General features: G+C 64.9%; 15 protein-coding genes. 6 read left to right on the top strand and 9 right to left on the bottom strand.

What is annotated here, in order from left to right; genetic code table 11:
• Positions 1 to 372 precede the first annotated feature (372 nt).
• The 6 genes from EDF46_RS12475 to EDF46_RS12450 all read right to left on the bottom strand — a co-directional run bounded on the left by EDF46_RS12475 (position 373) and on the right by EDF46_RS12450 (position 8,224).
• Entirely contained in the window at positions 373 to 1,347 is a 975-nt protein-coding gene (locus tag EDF46_RS12475) for a D-alanine--D-alanine ligase (RefSeq protein WP_123506645.1), read from the bottom strand.
• Positions 1,348 to 1,413: 66 nt separating this feature from the next.
• Positions 1,414 to 2,718 (bottom strand): PLP-dependent aminotransferase family protein, encoded by a 1,305-nt coding sequence (locus EDF46_RS12470; RefSeq protein WP_123506644.1) that lies wholly within the window; start codon positions 2,716 to 2,718, stop codon positions 1,414 to 1,416.
• A gap of 135 nt (positions 2,719 to 2,853) precedes the next feature.
• On the bottom strand, positions 2,854 to 3,180 hold the full coding sequence (gene trxA / locus EDF46_RS12465) for a thioredoxin (RefSeq protein ID WP_123506643.1): 327 nt from the start codon (positions 3,178 to 3,180) through the stop codon (positions 2,854 to 2,856).
• Positions 3,181 to 3,225: 45 nt separating this feature from the next.
• Positions 3,226 to 4,209, bottom strand: coding sequence for a thioredoxin-disulfide reductase (gene trxB / locus EDF46_RS12460; protein WP_123506642.1), 984 nt, complete (start codon positions 4,207 to 4,209; stop codon positions 3,226 to 3,228).
• 134 nt (positions 4,210 to 4,343) lie between these two features.
• The gene (gene murJ / locus EDF46_RS12455; RefSeq protein WP_233580023.1) at positions 4,344 to 6,062 is read right to left on the bottom strand and encodes a murein biosynthesis integral membrane protein MurJ; all 1,719 of its coding nucleotides are present in this window, start codon (positions 6,060 to 6,062) and stop codon (positions 4,344 to 4,346) included.
• On the bottom strand, positions 6,059 to 8,224 hold the full coding sequence (locus EDF46_RS12450) for a DUF6049 family protein (RefSeq protein ID WP_123506641.1): 2,166 nt from the start codon (positions 8,222 to 8,224) through the stop codon (positions 6,059 to 6,061). Before EDF46_RS12450 ends, murJ begins: the two co-directional genes overlap by 4 nt.
• A 103-nt stretch (positions 8,225 to 8,327) precedes the next feature.
• On the opposite strand from EDF46_RS12450, the gene EDF46_RS12445 reads away from it, so the two are divergent.
• The 6 genes from EDF46_RS12445 to dnaB all read left to right on the top strand — a co-directional run bounded on the left by EDF46_RS12445 (position 8,328) and on the right by dnaB (position 13,649).
• Positions 8,328 to 9,752, top strand: coding sequence for a CCA tRNA nucleotidyltransferase (locus EDF46_RS12445; RefSeq protein ID WP_123506640.1), 1,425 nt, complete (start codon positions 8,328 to 8,330; stop codon positions 9,750 to 9,752).
• Positions 9,753 to 9,878: 126 nt separating this feature from the next.
• Positions 9,879 to 10,280, top strand: coding sequence for a 30S ribosomal protein S6 (gene rpsF, locus EDF46_RS12440; protein ID WP_123506639.1), 402 nt, complete (start codon positions 9,879 to 9,881; stop codon positions 10,278 to 10,280).
• 3 nt (positions 10,281 to 10,283) lie between these two features.
• A complete protein-coding gene (locus EDF46_RS12435; protein WP_123506638.1) occupies positions 10,284 to 10,862 on the top strand; it encodes a single-stranded DNA-binding protein in 579 nt (192 codons plus the stop codon).
• Between the two features lie 64 nt (positions 10,863 to 10,926).
• The gene (gene rpsR, locus EDF46_RS12430) at positions 10,927 to 11,187 is read left to right on the top strand and encodes a 30S ribosomal protein S18 (protein WP_055964231.1); all 261 of its coding nucleotides are present in this window, start codon (positions 10,927 to 10,929) and stop codon (positions 11,185 to 11,187) included.
• An 18-nt stretch (positions 11,188 to 11,205) separates the two neighbouring features.
• Positions 11,206 to 11,658, top strand: coding sequence for a 50S ribosomal protein L9 (rplI, locus tag EDF46_RS12425; RefSeq protein WP_123506637.1), 453 nt, complete (start codon positions 11,206 to 11,208; stop codon positions 11,656 to 11,658).
• Positions 11,659 to 12,206: 548 nt separating this feature from the next.
• On the top strand, positions 12,207 to 13,649 hold the full coding sequence (gene dnaB, locus EDF46_RS12420; protein ID WP_255410963.1) for a replicative DNA helicase: 1,443 nt from the start codon (positions 12,207 to 12,209) through the stop codon (positions 13,647 to 13,649).
• A gap of 1,196 nt (positions 13,650 to 14,845) precedes the next feature.
• On the opposite strand, the gene EDF46_RS12415 is transcribed toward dnaB, so the two are convergent.
• From EDF46_RS12415 to EDF46_RS12405, 3 genes are read right to left on the bottom strand one after another with little or no spacing between them, the layout of a single operon-like run.
• Positions 14,846 to 16,879: an AAA family ATPase gene (locus EDF46_RS12415; RefSeq protein ID WP_123506636.1), complete on the bottom strand. Its 2,034-nt coding sequence runs from the start codon at positions 16,877 to 16,879 to the stop codon at positions 14,846 to 14,848.
• The gene (locus EDF46_RS12410; protein WP_148061210.1) at positions 16,876 to 17,361 is read right to left on the bottom strand and encodes a hypothetical protein; all 486 of its coding nucleotides are present in this window, start codon (positions 17,359 to 17,361) and stop codon (positions 16,876 to 16,878) included. Before EDF46_RS12410 ends, EDF46_RS12415 begins: the two co-directional genes overlap by 4 nt.
• On the bottom strand, positions 17,358 to 18,224 hold the full coding sequence (locus EDF46_RS12405; RefSeq protein WP_148061209.1) for a hypothetical protein: 867 nt from the start codon (positions 18,222 to 18,224) through the stop codon (positions 17,358 to 17,360). Before EDF46_RS12405 ends, EDF46_RS12410 begins: the two co-directional genes overlap by 4 nt.
• Positions 18,225 to 18,249: the final 25 nt, after the last annotated feature.

Raw genomic sequence — 18,249 nt, 5'->3', positions numbered from 1 at the left:
GGAGTGCGCCGCCTACAAGGACGCCGACCTCGCGTGTCCTTGCGAGGCGCCAGTCGCAGCGCGGGCCAGCGCGATCCTTAGGTAAGGACGGAGTGCACGCTCACGAGGAGACGAGGCTCTAGGCGCACGGCCCCCAAGGAAGTGCGGTGGAGAGTGCGCCGCCTACAAGGACGCCGACCTCGCACATCCTTGCGAAGCCCAACGAGTGGCGCCAGCCAACGCGATCCCTCGAAAAGGACGCCGCGCACGCTCACGAGGAAGAGCGCCATCGAGTGCGCGTGCCACAAGGATCGCCGCCGCGAATGGCACACGCCACAAGGACGTCTACCCCGCACATCCTTGCCAATCTCAGAGCAATCGCGCGCCCGCGCCTCACGCCCTGTGGTCAGCGATCGCCTTCTGCGCCAGCTCCGCGTAGACCCAGCCCAGGTCGTACCCGGCGGCCTCGAGCGCCAGCGGCACGAGCGACGTCTCTGTCAGCCCGGGCAGCACGTTGACCTCGAGGAACCACGGGGTTCCGGCCGCGTCGACAATGAGGTCGACGCGTGACAGGTGACGCAGGCCGAGCGCCTCGTGCGCCGCCACAGCAGCGACGGCGGCCGCCGCGGCGACCTCCTCCGAGAGACGTGCGGGCGTAAAGAACCGGGTCTCCCCCGCGTTGTAGCGCGCTTCGAATCCGTACAATCCCGAACGCGGAACGATCTCGACGGCAGGCAGGGCCACTGGGCCGTCGCCGGTGTCCAGAACCCCGACGGCGATCTCGGTTCCGACGATCTTCTGCTCGATGATGACGTCTTCGCAGTAGGTGTAGGCGTCCACCATGGCGCGGGGCAGGCCGGCCACGTCGTCGACAACCGTGACACCCTGCGCGGAACCACCGCGGGCGGGCTTCACGACGACAGGGACGGGGTGCTCCTCGCCGATCGCTTCGAGCACGCTCGCCGCGCCGAGCTCACGGAACGAGTCGTGCGACAGGGTGATGCTCCGTGGCGTTCGGACCCCGGCCCGAGCGACGAGCGCCTTGGCCGTCGGCTTGTCCCATGCGAGTCGCGCGGCTGTCGCGCGTGACCCGACGAAGGGAATGTCGACCGCCTCGAGGAGTCCGCGCAGGGCGCCGTCTTCACCGCTCGCTCCGTGCAGCGCCGGCCACACGACGTCGGGCCGAGTCGTCTGAAGGTGTCCGAGAAGCGACGCGTCGGGGTCGCGCAGCTCGACCTTCACGCCGTGGGCGATGAGGCTGTCGGCGACGCGTCGACCCGATCGGAGCGAGACGTCGCGTTCGTGGCTGATTCCGCCCGCGAGGACGGTCACTGTGCGAATCGAGGCGGGAATGAGGGGCGTGGTCATGTAAAGAGTGCCTTCATTTCGGTTCTGAGCCTTCGTGCGGGGAAGAAGTGCAGATCAGAGGGTGGTTCAGAGAATGTTCGGAGGCGGGTTTCCCACGCCGGATCGAGTCGGGATCGACTGCATCATGCTCGCACCGCCGAAAGTGCGCAGAAGGTCGATCTCGCCGTTGATGACGGTCGCGAGTCGGCTCACTCCGAGCCGGATCGACTCCGGCGTGGGGTAGCAGAACGACAGCCGGATGTTCGACCGACCCTGGCCGTCCGAGAAGAACGCTGTGCCGGGCGTGTACGCGACGAGCTCCTTCACCGCGCGCGGCAGCATCGCTTTCGAGTCCAGCTCGTCGGGCAGCGTGACCCAGACGAAGAAGCCGCCATCGGGTCTCGTCCACGTCAGCGAGGGCAGGTACTCCCCCAGCGCCGACAGCATCGCATCGCGTCGCTCGGAGTAGATTCCGCGGAAGGTATCGATCTGCCCCTTCCAGTCGGTCTGGTCGAGGTACTCGGTGATGACGTACTGGCCGAACGAGTTCGGCGCGAGAGTCGCGCTCTCGTTGGCGAGGATGAGCTTCTCTCGGATGGCGTGGGGTGCCAAAGCCCATCCGACTCGGAAGCCCGGGGCGAGCGTCTTCGAGAACGAGCCCAGGTAGATGACGCCCTCGTCGTCGACCGAGCGCATCGCCTGCGGTGCCGGCTGATCGAAGTAGAGGAGGCCGTACGGGTTGTCCTCGAGCACGAGGATCCCGTGCGATCGGCAGATGTCGAGGATCTCGAGGCGACGCGCCCAGGTCAGCGTGACCCCGGCGGGGTTGTGGAAGTTCGGAATCGTATACAGGAACTTGATCGGGCGACCGGCGGCCTCGAGAGCGACGATGGTCTCTCGCAGCGACTCCGGCACGAGGCCCTCGTCGTCCATCGCGACGTGCACCACGTCGGCCTGATACGCACGGAACACCCCGAGCGCGCCGACGTAGCTGGGCGACTCGGCGAGCACGACGTCGCCGGGGTTGATGAACAGGCGCGTCACGAGGTCGAGCGCCTGCTGCGAGCCGGTCGTCACGACGACGTTGTCGGCGCTCCCCCGGATGCCCTCGAGCGCCATGATCTGCATGATGTGCTCTCGGATCGCCGGTGTGCCCTGCCCCGAGCCGTACTGCAGCGCCATCGGGCCGTTGGCGTGCATGACCTTCTCGATGGACCCGAGCACCATCTCCTTCGGCAGCGCCGACACGTACGGCATCCCGCCGGCCAGAGACACGACCTCGGGGCGCGAGGCGACGGCGAACAGGGCTCGCACCTCGGAGGCGCTGAGGCCTGCCGTGCGGTCTGCGTAGCTGTCGTACCACGGATCGAGGTTGGTGCCCTGGTTGGTCATGGAGTGCCCTGTCTGTGTGGGGGTTTCGGTTAAGAATACGGGTCGGGGTGAGAGCGCCGAGTCGTTCGGAAGTCGCCTGTTAACAGATGAAAGCCCGCCCAGCGTGGTTGCTGGGCGGGCTCTCGTCGCGGTTGGCTACGCGAGGAAGTCCGCCAGGTCGGCCTCGAGGGCCGGCTTGGGCTTGGCGCCGATGATGGTCTTGGCGACCTCACCCGACTTGAAGACCTTCATCGCCGGGATCGACGTGATCTGGTACTTCATGGCCATCTGGGGGTTGTCGTCGACGTTGAGCTTGACGATCTTGATCTTGCCGGCGTGCTCTTCGGCGATCTGGTCGAGGATGGGCGAGACGGCGCGGCACGGGCCACACCACTCGGCCCAGAAGTCGACGAGGATCGTCTCGTCGGAGTTGAGGACGTCCTGCTCGAAGCTGGCGTCGGTCACTGCGGTTGCGTTGCTCATGGGGTTCCCCTTTCGTGGAGAAGTCGAATTCTGGAGGTGCAGGAACTAGGCGGAGGCGGTGACGGGCTCGGCCGGCGCCGCGCCCTGGGCCTGGTCGAGAACGGCCTTGTCGAGGCCGGCGAGGTAGTGCTCGGCGTCGAGGGCTGCGACGGTGCCCGAACCGGCAGCCGTGATGGCCTGACGGTAGGTGATGTCGATGACGTCGCCAGCGGCGAACACGCCCTTGAGGTTGGTCTTCGACGAGCGGCCCTCGACGGCGATGGTGCCGTCGGAGGTCAGGTCGAGCTGGTTGTGGACGAGGTGCACGCGCGGGTCGTTGCCGATCGCGATGAACAGGCCCTCGAGGTCCAGGTGCGACTCGGTGCCGTCGACGGTGTCGGTCAGCGTGACGCCGGCCGCCTTCTCGTCGCCGGTGACGGCGGTGACCTTCTTGTTCCAGAGGAACTCGATCTTCTCGTTGTCGAAAGCGCGGTCCTGCATGATCTTCGACGCGCGGAGGGTGTCGCCGCGGTGGATGACATAGACCTTGGTGGCGAAGCGCGTGAGGAAGGTGGCCTCCTCCATGGCGGAGTCGCCGCCGCCCACGACCGCGATCTCCTTCTGCTTGAAGAAGAAGCCGTCGCACGTGGCGCACCACGAGACACCGCGGCCCGAGAGGCGCTCTTCGCCTTCGACGCCGAGCTTGCGGTAGGCGGAGCCCGTCGCGAAGATCACCGTGAGTGCCTCTTCGACCGCGCCCGAACCGAGCGTGACCTTCTTGATGTCGCCGCTGAGGTCCAGCTCGACGACGTCGTCGAGGAGAACCTCGGCGCCGAACTTCTCGGCCTGCTCCTGCATCTTGAACATGAGCTCGGGGCCCTGAAGACCCTCGGGGAAGCCTGGGAAGTTCTCGATCTCGGTGGTCTTCATGAGCTCGCCGCCGGCTTCGACGGAGCTGGCGACCACGAGGGGCGCCAGACCGGCACGACCGGCGTAGATCGCAGCGGTGTAACCGGCGGGGCCGGAACCGATGATGATGACCTGACGCATTGCGACCTTTCGATTGGGGTGGCGACCGTGTGTCCGGTTGCCTGTGCGGTGAAACACAGCCTAGCTTCCGCGTATTCCGTGTGCCCCGGGGCTCTCAGGTGCCGGTAAGGGACGCAGGAACTCGGGGTACGCGCCTACGAGCGCCGCAGGCGACGGAGCACGGGCTTCGTCATCGCCGAGAGCTCGGGTATCCGTGCCACCGTGAGCAGCCCGAGGTACACCGCCGCCATCACCAGTCCGGCGATGATCACCGTGAGAATGGCCGGAACGCGGCCGGAGAGACCGAAGCCGCCTGGGTGGTAACCCCCCAGTCCCGTCACGACGAGAACGCCCACGACCCCGGCGATCACCGAGAAGACGAGGTACTGGATGTGGCGCCGAGCGACCCAGCGTCCGTCGAGCCCGCCGATTCGACGGTGCACGAGAACGAGAGCGACGACCGCCTGGGCGCTGCCCGCCACGGAGGTCGTGATCGCCACAGCGACGGCGATGTGATCGGCCGGCACGACCGCCGAGCAGAGGAGGGCGCCCGCGACGAAGACACCCGACTGGACCAGCTGCATGAAGAAGACGGTGCGCTGCTCGTGGAAGGCGAAGAACACCCGCTGCAGCACGAACAGCATGCTGAAGAGGATCAGCCCCGGCAGGTAGGCCAGGATCACGTGGGCCATCGCCGCGACGTAGTCGTAGCGCGACTCGTAGAAGCGCGCGAACGGGTAGGCCACGACCGACAGGGCGACTGCGGCGAAGACGATGAACATGCCGATGGTGCGGAGCGACGACGACAGGTTGTTGCGAACAGCGCGGAGGTCGCCGCGATCGGCGTCGGCGGTCATGGAGGTGAAGTAGGCAGTCGCGATCGAGACGGTGATGATTCCGTGCGGGAGCATGAAGATCAGCCACGCGTTCGACAGCACGGCACTCGAGGCGCCCGTGCCGATGGTCGCCACGTTGCTCTGCACGATGCCGGCGAGCTGCGTGACGAGGATCAGCGCGAACATCCAGGCGGCCGCCTTGCCCGTCGCGCCGAGGCCGACGCCTCGCCACGTGAAGTCGGGCTTGAACGTGAGGCCGGCCCGGCGCCAGAACAGCAGGAGGAAGGCGGCCTGGGCCGCCACGCCCAGCGTCGCGGTTCCGGCGAGCACGACGATGCGGCCGGGCGTCCAGTCCGCGACCAGGCTGTTCTCGCCCGCTCCCCCGAACAGCACCATGAAGACGACGAGGCCGAGGATCGAGACGACGTTGTTGAGCACCGGGGCCCAGGTGAACGGCCCGAAGATCTGTCTCGCGTTGAGCACCTCGCTCAGCAGCGAGTAGATCGCGTAGAAGAAGATCTGCGGTAGGCACCAGTAAGCGAAAGCGGTCGCCAGGGCTATGGCCTCGGGCGAGAAACCCGCCTTGCCGGTGTCGGATTGGTGCGCGTAGAGGTTGACGAGGAACGGCGCCGCCAGGGTTCCGATCAGTGTCACCACCAGGAAGACGGTCGTGCCGAGCGTGACGATCTTGTTGATGTACCGCTGACCGCCGTCGGGGCCCTTGGCCGCCTTCACGATCTGCGGCACGAGCACGGCGCTCAGCAGGCCTCCCGCCACCAGGGCGTAGATGTTGTTCGGCAGCTGGTTCGACACCGTGAACGCGTCGGCCGCGCGGCTCCCGGTCTGGCCGATGGCCGCGGCGAGCACAGCCGTCTTGGCGAAGCCGAGCACGCGCGAGACGATCGTGCCGCCCGCGAGCAGCGCGCTGGCGCGTCCGAGGCTGCGAGCCTTCATGACCGGAGCCGACTGCGCCGCAGGAACTCCGGAGACCGCGCCGGGCTCGGGGTTCTCGGCGCCGACCGGGTCGAGCGCGCTCACGTGCCGGCCGCCGGGTCGGGCGTCGTCGCGTCGTCGCCCTCGTCGCCCGACTTGCCTCGGCGACGTCGGCGGATGCTCCGGTAGATGCCGCCGCCGAACAGCAGGACGACGGCAGCGGCGAAGATGGCCGTGATGACGGTCTCCCACCCGGCGCGCACGTTGATGGCGACTTCGGAGGGCGTCGAGACGGTGACGCCGTCTTTCGTGGCGAGCGACAGCGTCAGCATGACCTTGCCGTTCGCGACCGACTGCACCGGCACGGTGACGCGGGTCTGCGAGTCGGGCTGGATGGTCACGGCGATGGCCTTCTGCTGGACGCTGAGGTAGTAGTTCGACGGCTGCACCCGCAGGTAGACGGTCGCCGCCGAGGCGGTGTCGTTGCGGACGAAGATCGGCAGCGAGGAGCGGTCGCCGAGGATGTTCACGTCGCTGCTCTGGACGACGCCGATCTGGCTCCGGATGCGGTCGACCTGGGTGCGGACCTTCGCCACCTCGGAAGCGAGACCGCTCGGGTTGTCGCTCCACGCCGTACCCGAGAGCGCGAGCACCCGCAGGCGCTCCTTGGCGGTCACGGTCGACGGCGTCTTGAGGGCGGTGGAGAACCTCTGCAGGTCGTCCTGGGCCTCCACGAGCGGCTCGAGAGCCGAGACGCGCGATGCGGAGGCCTTCTTGGCGGCGAGGGTGGCGTCGCTCGACGATGCCGAGGCGGCCGCGGAGAAGCGCACCGTCGAGACCCAGTTCATCGTGGCCAGGGCGTCGAGCGTCTCGTCGAGGCGCGACCCCGTGGTCGCCCAGTTGCGTCCGAGCGTGGCGAAAAGCGTGCGGGCGTCGCTCGGGCGCTCGTGGGTGAGAGTGGCCAGCTCGGCCGACAGCTGGGCGACGTCGCTTCGCCACTCCGAGACGCTGCCGGCCGAGACGGCGTCGCGCATCATGGACGAGATCTCGGCGTCGGAGACGACGGTCTTATAGGAGGACACGTCGATGGCGGCGTTCTCGGTCGTGTCGGACGACGTGCTGACGTTGCTGCTCGACAGGACCGTGGTCTTCACGCCCGACGACTTGAAGATCGGAAGGTCGCCCGACGCCACCGTCCCCTCCAGCGGCCAGGCCACATCGCTCTCGGTGTAGGCGAAGGCGAGCAGCGACTCCGTCGTCGGCACGGTCGAGGTCGGGGGCACCGACGTCGGCGTCCCGGTCGGGGCCTCCGTCGCCGGTGCGGTCGCGTCGGCAGGCGGTGTCTGGCCGGCGCCGGTCGTGTCGTCCGTCGCGACGTACGAGTCGGGCTCGGCGGCCTCCTGGGCGGCGATCGCGTCGGTGAAGTCGATCGGCTTCTGGAGCGTCGTGGCACCGGCCTGGCGCATCGCCGAGATGTCGGAGTCGCCGTAGGAGAGGGAGAACGTCTCGTTCGTCGCCGTCTCGAGACGGCGGAGCCAGGTGATCGACGAAGGCGGGGCGACGTTGCCGAGGATCCGGATGGAGGCGAGGATCATCGGGTCGATGCCGATAGCGACGTCGCGGTTGCGGACGGCGTCGAGTTCCTGCGTCAGAACGCCGTTCTCGGACGTGTAGCTCGCCAGGGCCTCGCTCGAGATCAGGCCGCTGGTCGACTCGGGCACGGTGAGAGGCACGGCCACGGCCAGCCGGGTCGCCTGGAAGCTGTCGTTCGGGTACCAGACGACGCTCGAGTGGGCCTCGGTGAGAGCGGCGCCGCCCGAGCTGTAGCGGACGCCGAACGCCTTGGCCCCCCAGTCGTAGCCGTTCAGGGAGAGCGTCTCGGAGGAGAGGTCGATCGTGACCGCCGACGAGGTGGCGCCGGCGTCGATGGAGGGGACCGCGACGCTCGTCATGAACGAGCCGAGGGCGTCGCGCGTGTCGCTTGCCGAGCGGTCGAACCAGGCGTCGATCTGGTCGCGGCTCGAGAAGGTGGCCCGGTCGAGGAAGACCTGGGCGGTGCCGGCGTCGAGATCGGCGTCGGTGCCGTTGTGGACGGTCACCGTCGCCTTCAGACCGTCGCCGTCGCGGATGACCCCGCTCGCCCGAGGCGACACCGACACCGTCACGGTTCCGTCGGCCGCGGCGGCAGTCGCAGGCAGGACCGGCAGGCCGACCCCGAGGGCGGCGACGGCGAGGGCTGCGACAGCGAGCGCGGAAAGGATTCTCATGAGGGCGTTAGCGAGTCTAGGGAAAGAGTCCAGAGAAGACTGGGCGAAGCGCCCGGCCTGTGGACAACTCGGCGGGAGGCCCGCTGTGGCAAGCTTGACCGTCATGGAATCTGTCGCGGGAGCTCTCGAGAGGCTCGACACGCTCGCCTCGACCGGGCCGGTCGACAGGCTGGCGCGAGCCTTCAAGGCCGCCGGCCACGAGCTCGCCCTGGTCGGCGGTCCGGTCCGCGACGCCTTCCTCGGCCGAGCGGTGAACGACTTCGACTTCACGACCTCGGCCCTCCCCGATGAGATCCTCGCCATCGTCGAGCCGATCTCGGACGCCACCTGGGACGTCGGCCGCGCCTTCGGCACGATCGCCGCCCGCATCCAGGGCGAGACCGTCGAGATCACCACCTACCGCAGCGACGTCTACGACGGCGAGACCCGCAAGCCCGAGGTCGAGTTCGGCGACTCGCTCGAGGGCGACCTCGTGCGGCGCGACTTCACCGTGAACGCGATGGCGCTCCGCCTGCCCGAGCGCGTGCTCGTCGATCCGTCGGGGGGCGTGGAGCACCTGCTGGCGAAGTCGCTTGAGACGCCCGGGACGCCGGAGGAAAGCTTCCGCGACGACCCGCTCCGGATGATGCGGGCGGCGCGCTTCACGGCGCAGCTCGGCTTCACCGTTTCGGAGGCCGTGTTCGCCGCCATGGTCGATCGCGCCCGGACGCTCGAGATCGTGTCGGTGGAGCGCGTCAACGACGAGCTCTCGAAGCTGCTGAGGTCGGACGACCCCGTTCCTGGCGTCCGGCTCCTGGTAGACACGGGCATCGCGGCGCTGATCCTGCCGGAGCTGCCGGCCATGATGCTCGAGCGCGACGAGCACCACCACCACAAAGACGTCTTCGAGCACAGCCTCACCGTGCTCGAGCAGGCGATCGGCTATGAGGAGGAGCGCCACCCGGGCACTCCCCCGGACCTGACCCTGCGCATCGCCGCGCTGCTGCACGACATCGGCAAGCCGGCGACGCGCCGGCTCGAGGCCGGCGGAGTGGTCACCTTCCACCACCACGACGTGGTCGGCGCGAAGCTCGCGAAGAAGCGGCTGAAGGCCCTGCGCTTCGACAACGACACGATCGGCGCGGTCTACCGGCTGATCGAGCTGCACCTCCGCTTCTTCGGCTACACCGACGGCGAGTGGACCGACTCGGCCGTGCGCCGCTATGTCCGCGACGCCGGAGACCAGCTGGAGCGCCTGCACATGCTCACGCGCGCCGACGTCACCACGCGCAACCGCCGCAAGGCCGACCGGCTCGGGTTCGCCTACGACGACCTCGAGCAGCGCATCGCCGTCCTGCGCGAGCAGGAGGAGCTCGACTCGATGCGTCCCGACCTCGACGGCGACCAGATCCAGTCGATCCTCGGCATCAAGCCGTCGCGCGAGGTCGGCGAGGCGTACCGGTTCCTGCTCGAGCTGCGGACGGAAGAGGGGCCCCTCGGCGAGGAAGAGGCCACCCGGCGCCTGCTGGGCTGGTGGACGCAGCGCTGACCCGGTAGGCTGTCAAGGTTGCTTGGAGTGGCCGCAGTTCCTGCGCGCTCACTGCACTGCACGATGCCACTACCCTCCTGCCACAGAAATACTGTGGCCGTTAAGTCCGAAGGAGGTGGGTTAGACATGCATCAGTACGAATTGATGGTGATCCTTGACCCCGAGATCGATGAGCGCACTGTCGCTCCGAGCTTGGACAAGTTCCTCAACGTCATCCGCAACGACGGTGGATCGATCGACAACGTCGACATCTGGGGCCGTCGTCGCCTGGCCTACGAGATTGCGAAGAAGAACGAGGGCATCTACGCCGTCGTGAACCTGACCGCGAACCCCGACGCCACCAAGGAGCTCGACCGTCAGCTCGGTCTCTCGGAGGCCGTTCTGCGCACGAAGGTCCTTCGCGCCGAAGAGGGCATCGAGATGGTCGCCAAGGCCAAGAAGCTCGCCGACGAGAAGGCCGCCCGCAAGGCTGCCGCTCCGGCGAAGGCTCCCGCCGCCGCTGCCCCCGCCGCTTCGAGCGCGGAGTAGCCCGTGGCCGGCGAAACCGTCATCACCGTCGTGGGCAACCTGACCTCCGACCCCGAGCTGCGTTATACGCAGAACGGGCTCGCGGTCGCGAACTTCACGATCGCGTCGACCCCCCGCACGTTCGACCGCGCGTCGAACGAGTGGAAGGACGGCGAGGCGCTGTTCCTGCGCGCCAGCGTGTGGCGTGAGTTCGCCGAGCACGTTGCCGCCTCGCTGACGAAGGGCTCCCGCGTCATGGCGCAGGGGCGCCTGAAGCAGCGCTCGTACGAGACCAAAGAGGGCGAGAAGCGCACCTCGATGGAGCTCGAGATCGACGAGATCGGCCCCTCGCTCCGCTACGCCACCGCCCAGGTGACCCGCGCATCGTCGTCTCGCGACGGCGGCGGATCCTTTGGCGGCAACGGCGGCGGCCAGAGCCGTCAGCCTGTCGGCGGCGGCAACGGCGGCGGTCAGGCCGACGAGCCGTGGGGTCAGCCCGCGCAGACCGGTGGGGGCTCAGCGGGTTCGTCCGGCTCCGGCTCCTCCGGCGACGTGTGGAACACCCCCGGCGGCGGCACCTACAACGACGAGACGCCTTTCTGAGTTCGTCGTTCGGGGGCACCCGCTCCTGATCCCTCATTTTCTTCATTACTGAAAGCAGAATCCAATGGCTGGAAAGAGCAGCGGCGACCGCCGCAAGCCCCTCCGCGGAAAGGGCGGCAAGAACGCCGCTCCCGCGAAGGCGATCCGCGTCGGCGTCATCGACTACAAAGACGTCGCGACCCTTCGCAAGTTCATCTCGGAGCGCGGAAAGATCCGTGCTCGCCGCATCACCGGCGTCTCCGTCCAGGAGCAGCGCCTCATCGCCCGTGCCGTGAAGAACGCCCGTGAGATGGCGCTCCTCCCCTACGCCGGCTCCGGCCGCTGATCCGCTAGGGAGTAGCGAATGTCTAAGGTAATCCTCATCCACGAGGTCTCCGGCCTCGGTTCGGCCGGCGACGTCGTCGACGTCAAGAACGGCTACGCACGCAACTACCTGGTTCCCCAGGGATTCGGTGTCGTGTGGACCCGCGGTGGCGAGAAGCAGGTCGAGTCGATCAAGGCCGCCCGCGCTTCGCGTGAGCTCAAGACGATCGAGGAGGCGAAAGACATGAAGGCCCGCCTCGAGGCCGTCAAGATCACGCTTCCCGTCAAGACCGGCACGGGCGGGCGCCTCTTCGGCTCCGTCAAGCCGGCCGATGTCGCCGCTGCCGTCTCGGCTCAGGGCGTCGGCACGATCGACAAGCGCAAGGTCGAGATCCCCAACGCCATCAAGCTGACCGGTGAGCACGAAGCCACCATCCGTCTGCGCGAAGACGTCGTGGCCACGATCGCCCTTCAGGTGGTCGCTGCCAAGTAGCACCCGTTCGATAGCGGCGCATGCATTTGCATGTGCCGCTATCGGCGTTTAAGGGGTACCGCGTGTCCGCAGAAGTGCTGTCTCGTACCGGCTCGGGGGACACCGTGTCAAGCGTTTTGTGCACAGGGGCGTCACGAATCATCAACCTTCAACCCTCGATTCAAGTTACTTTTCACACAGTGGGTGTGGAAACAGAAACACCTGGTCAGAGGGCGTGTGCGGGCCAAAGAAAGTTTGTTCTCCACAGGACTGTCCACAGTTGTCCCCAGGTTGACCCGGCGTTTCTCCCAGATTCTCCACACCGTTATCCACAGGCCTGTTTGGAGCGACGGGGGTCAAGTCCCTAGTGTGTGACAGCGCCCTCAACCAGGCGCGGAATCGTCGGATCACGCACCACCCGAAGGGTGCTCACCGAGATGTTCCCGCGCGCTTTTCTCACCCGGTCTCGGCGTTGCTGCCAGCCCTCCGACGACGGTGTCGGAGGGTGGCGGTAGACCAAGAGCACGCAGCATCCAGAACCGCTCCCCCGAACCCGCCAGGAGGCCCCCGTGTCGATTGCCCATCTCGGACTCGCCCCCAACGACGCATCGGGCGACCGCGGCTCTTCGGCGCAGTACACCTCCAACTCGTCCTCGGGTGCAGGAACGAGCGCACCGGGCTACGGCTCAGCCGGTTACGACCGTCGCACGCCGCCCCACGACCTCCTCGCCGAGCAGAGCACCATCGGCGGCATGCTGCTCTCGAAAGACGCCACGGCCGACGTCATCGAGACCGTCCGCGCCGCCGACTTCTACCTGCCGAAGCACGAGGTCATCTTCAACGCCCTGCTCGGCCTGTACTCGCACGGCGAGCCCACCGACGTCATCGCCGTCACCGACGAGCTGACCAAGGCCGGCGAGCTCAGCCGCGCGGGCGGCGCCGAGTACCTCCACACGCTCACCAGCCTCGTGCCGACCGCCGCCAACGCCGGCTACTACGCGTCGATCGTCGCCGAGAAGGCCGTGCTGCGCCGCCTCGTCGAGGCGGGCACCCGCATCGTGCAGATGGGCTACGCCAGCGAGGGCGAGGTCATCGACCTCGTCAACAACGCGCAGGCGGAGGTCTACAACGTCGCTGGCGGCGTGCAGACCGAAGACTACGTCCCGTTGACCGACGCGGTCACCGCGGCCATCGACGAGATCGAGGCCGCCGCCGGCCGCGACGGCCAGATGACGGGCGTGCCGACCGGCTTCGCCCAGCTCGACGCCCTGACCAACGGCCTCCACCCGGGTCAGCTCATCATCATCGCCGCCCGACCAGCGCTCGGAAAGTCGACGCTCGCTCTCGACCTCTGCCGCGCGGCCTCGATCAAGCACAACGAGCCCAGCGTGTTCTTCTCCCTCGAGATGGGGCGGTCCGAGATCGCCATGCGCCTCATGTCGGCCGAGTCCAGCGTTCCGCTGCAGAACATGCGCAAAGGAACAGTCGATGCCCGCGACTGGACCACCATCGCCCAGACGCGCGGTCGCATCAACGACGCGCCCTTCTACATCGACGACTCCCCCAACATGACCCTCGTCGAGATCCGCGCCAAGTGCCGTCGTCTCAAGCAGCAGGTGGGCCTCAAGCTCGTCGTCATCGACTACCTCCAGCTGATGACCTCCGGCAAGAAGGTCGAGAGCCGCCAGCAGGAGGTCTCGGAGTTCTCGCGTGCCTTGAAGCTCATGGCCAAGGAGCTCCAGGTTCCGGTCATCGCGCTCTCGCAGCTCAACCGTGGTCCCGAGCAGCGCGCCGACAAGAAGCCCGCGATCAGCGACCTCCGCGAGTCGGGCTCGCTCGAGCAGGACGCCGACATGGTCATCCTGCTGCACCGTGAGTCGGCCTACGAGAAAGACAACCCCCGCCAGGGCGAGGCCGACTTCATCGTGGCCAAGCACCGCAACGGCCCCACCGACACGATCACGGTGGCGTTCCACGGGATGTTCTCGCGGTTCGTGGATATGCCTGCGTAGCGTCGCTGTTGACAAGTGGCGCTCTATTTGTCCGATTTTCAAACTAAGTGTCCTGATTGGAAACCGGACAAAATGCGTGATGGAATCTACGACTCTCTCGCTGTTCGAGTCCCCGCTACGACTTCGGGTGGGCCGTGTTAATGTCAGTTGACTCAATTGCCTCCTCGACTCGAGCTGCCTACGAACGTGCGTTGCGAAGCTTTTCCCATTGGCTCGAGGGTGGCGGTTGGGACGGTTCAGCTCCAAAGACGGCGTTGGAACCGACGAGCCCGCGACCTCCTCGAATAGTCCTGGCGTACCTGACGGAAATGTCGAATCAGGTGTTGCAAGACGGCTCATGGAGGTATTCGAGCGGCACCATCCGTCAAGCTCTTGCCGCCATCAACTGGGCGCATACGCGAACCGGGGCACCGTTGCCCGGCGACGATGTCGCTGTTCGTGAAGCAATGCGTCAAATCCAGCTTGAACGCCCAGCCCTGACTCACAGTCGCGCCATTGGCATTGCTGATGTAAGGAAGTTACTCGAAGGCATCCAAAGCGCCCCCGATGCCGCGTCCATTAGGGCGGCGCGAGATCGATGCCTGATCTTGTTCAATTTCGCCGGGGCTTTGTTAGTGCAGGAACTGCTTGCAGTGCAGACGTCAGACGTATCCGTCGATGAGTCGGGAGACTTGATCGTGGAAGTACCGGCGGTTGGAAGGATGTCGAGGCGTGAATCGAGATCGGTGCAGCTCGTGAAGGGCACAAGCCCTGCGACGTGCCCGGCCTGCGCGTTCGCGCAGTGGGCGATGCGTCGGAGGGGGCGATCGTTGACCGCTGACTTTAGTGGCGACGTTCACTTCTGCGAAAAAGGGGTGATGGGGACTTTCCGTTCAGGACTTCTCTTTCCAAGCATTGATCGCAATGGCCAAATTCTGGACCGAAGCCTCGAGCGGCACTTAATAGGTGCCATGCTTCGGCGACGCGCTCTCGAGGCGGGAATGGATCCCCATGCATTGTCACCTACGGCACTGCGATTGGGTTTCATGGCAGAAGCGATCCGAGCGAATATTTCGCTAAGTGATCTGGCCGATCACAGCGGCCAGCGTGACCTAAAAAGTCTTCAGAGTCTCGCGGCACGGATGGACCTGAGAGGACCGCGGCGAACAATTTCCTTAGGCCTTTAGGATCGCCTCGGCCCGTGCATTGACCTCATTTCAAAAGATTTGAGTAGTTTGGAGCAATTTTTCCCCAGGCTCCAAGTTCGCGACTAGATGCTTGTCTGTCTGGAGCATGTCCACGAGACTTGCGGCCGACTCGCTGGTCGCGAAGATAACTTGTGCCCCGGGCGCAAGACGTGTTGACGCGTGCTTCAGCAGGGCCTCGTAGCTTTCGCGTGCTGTCTCTTGCTGCTTAGGTTCGTCAAAAATGAGTAGTCCGATGTGCGATCCGGCTTTTACTCCTACGTCCATTACGCCGAAGAGGTAGGCCCAGATGACGCGGATCATGTCACTTGCAGATATGTCGAAACCGAGGTCAAAGCCTTCATGAACCGGTCGATAGGTCTCCTGGCTGACGTCGACTTCGGACGGCCTTAGCGAGTTGAACTGGTAGTCGGTGAGTTGCGACCTCATAAGATCTTGCAGCTCGGTAATCTTCTGCTCGTCAAGTTCGCTTAATCCGGTCCTTCCTAGACTCTTCAGAAGAAGTTTCTGCTGGGACCAGTCGCTAGCCGTTTCGGCAAGAACCAGACCGATTCGGTCAAGTTCTTCGCGTCCAGTTCGAAGCGAGGCGAGGCGGTCTTCAGTCGTAAGCCGACGCCTGATGGCCGAGACGCTAGGGGAAGAGTTAGCGCTCGTCAGGGTTTCTTTCAACGCTCGAATTTGGCCACGGAAGTCATGCGCTTGCCTTTCGAGGCTTTCAAGTCTTACGAGCATGGCCTGCTGGACTCGCGTGAGGTCTGCTTTTGTGGCGCGAAAGGTTTCGAGTTGGCGATCGATGAAGGTGATGTTCTCTTCTATTGTCATGGCGTGTGTCGTGATGTCGGCACCGTCTTCGATGTCCTGATGACAGGTCGGACACACGTGTTCGGCAAGGAGCGAGGTTGAGACGGCTGATCCGAGATTTGCCAGGGTTCTACTGTCCTTATGTCTTTGCAGGTCATCGGACAGTGCCTCAATTCGTAGGTCGAGTTGGAGGACGCGTCCAGCGACTTCGGACTCCTCTTCGCGGACGGCCGTGGAGATGGAAATGGCCTGCCGCAGGCCGGCTTCCGCGGCACCCAGTTCCCTTGCCCCTTCTTCCGAGGTAGCTTGAGCCGTCGGACTTGTCCCTTTCTCCCATTCAACTAATTGGGCCTCAAGATCGGCGATTGCCTCTGAGATCTCTGTCCAAGCTCCTGACGTGATGGACACGAGAGGACGGGGTAGGCCGTTTGACTCGAATCCTGCAAGACGCGGCAAGACTTGACTGAAAACTGCGCCATATCGAGCTGCCCCGTCGATTAGGTCCTTGCTTGTGCGCTGCCACGCCTTCTCGAGTTCGCTGACGTTGGATGCAACGCGTTGACGCTGCTGGATGCGTGCAAAGACGTCAAGCCCGAGCACGAACTCGGCCGATCGCTTTCCCACATCGCGAATGCCTAGATAGTTGGGTAGGCGCGCCTGAATGCTACTCCACCCGTGTTTTTGCTCGACGTAGGAGTACGGGAAAATAGTCTCCAGGTAGAGGGGTGCTTCGCCCCCGTCGGTACGGGTGACTCGGGGTAAGTCGAGCCCTATGAAGTCCGCAAGGTACTTGTGAAACCCAGAGTCGTTTTGGGCGGCGCCCGCGAGTCGTACGAAGTAGTCTCGCGCTGCGTAATCCCCTGAACTCGTGATAGCCGGCCCAGCTTCGACTGTCACAAGATCTTTCTTGACTCTTGCGTTGACTGCCCAACGCTTAGCGGTGGCCACTTCGCCAGCAGCGTTGCGGAACTGGAGAGCAACGTAAGATTCTGTGACTTTTGCGTCCTGCCCGTCAATCTCAATTCGGTCGGTCATAGCGTGAGCTAGGGGGATTCGCCGGCTAGCGTTCAGCATGCCCTCCAAGCCGAGGGCGTAGACAATCGCTTGGAGGGCGGTCGACTTGCCGGAGGAGTTGTCAGCGCGGATAAGGTTCAAGCCGTCCTGGAAGTAGATGACTCGACCGGCCGCTCCTCGCGTTGTAGTGACGGATAGTTCAAGAGCGTCGAGTCGAAGTGCCGTTGTCATTTCCAAGCCAGGATTCTTTCAAATTGAGTCTTCGTGATTTTGGAGGGGAGTTTCTTGAGGAAGAGCTTCTCCCCTTCGAAGGCTTCGGCCGTGTCCAAGATATTTAGCGCGAGAAGCAAGCCAGCCGGAGTGAGTTTCATCGTTCCGGTCGCGCCCCTTTCTATGAGCCCTGCTCCAAGGGCAAGGTCGAGGCTCACGGCAAGCGAAGGGTCGAATCGCACGAGCAAATCGTCGGGTCGGCTTTGCCCGTCGAAGGCTCGAACGACCTGGATTTGCGACACCGTCGATCGGATTGCCCACCAGAGCACGTGCAAGTGCTCGAGTGCTAAAGAATTGGCGCGACCCTTGGTGAGCAAGAGGCAGACGGCGCTTATCCTCCAGGCCACCCGAAGGTCCCCGGGTATTGATTCGTTTCGGCGGCGGAACTGCGGAGTGCCAGGTACCGAGTCAAAGAAGTCCCGGAGTAGCTCGGAGTCGCTCATGGGGCGCCAAAATCCATCGGACAACGCATGAGCCAGTCGCCAATCGAGGCCCAGGCAAGCCTGTCGGACAGCGTCTTGTTAAAGTTTGGGTTTTCGCGCGAGAAATTGGCGGACAGCTCATCCATGATGGCTGGAAGGGATGTAGGAGACGACAAGCTCGAAGGGGGGTGCTCGATGACGAGCAAGCTCTCCTTATTCGAGCGAGCAGAAAGAACATTCTGATAGTTGTCCGGCGCCACTTCTTTGAGTCGCTGGAGCGCGTTCTCGCCTTCTAGGTACTGCTTCAGCAGGGTCTCCACAATCGCGGTTGCGATCGTTGGTGAGTCCGTGACGGCTGAGATCTTGGACTTAGCCGTGTCGAAAAGGGTCATGTTCCCGCCCGACCACACCTGGGTTTCTTCCGGCCCCAAGGGTTCGACCGAAATCAAGGGAAGGGGCAGCTCGTTGATTTCGCGAGACTCGGTCTGGTAGTTGTCCAGGGTCTCAATGACGATTCGAAACTCTGAGTGAATGAACGGGAGGTTCCAGGACAAAACGTCATTGACCTTGTTGTTGGCATGGAGTACGAGCTTCTTACTATCGAATCGGGGAACAAGAAAGACATACTTCTTTAGCTTGCTCGACCCCAGAAGGTTTGCGACGTCGTCCTTCTTGACGAGTAATTTGTTTAAGTCGGTGCTCATCTTGTCGCGCTGCTTCTCGTACAACTTCGTGACGCTTAGCGGCTCTTCCGCGACGTAGCACTGATAGGCCGCGCCGTCATGAGAAAAAGCCTCCATGCCGAGGTCGCCTTGGTCCTTGTCCGGCACCGTCTGGAAAGCATGGGGATTAGCCCTGGCGTATCGCCGACTGAGTACCGCCATGCAGTATTGCTGGAACTCCGCGCCG

The organism is Frondihabitans sp. PhB188 (assembly GCF_003752365.1).
In the GTDB taxonomy this organism is placed as follows: Bacteria; Actinomycetota; Actinomycetes; order Actinomycetales; family Microbacteriaceae; genus Frondihabitans.
This window is presented reverse-complemented; position numbering and strand designations above follow the sequence as displayed.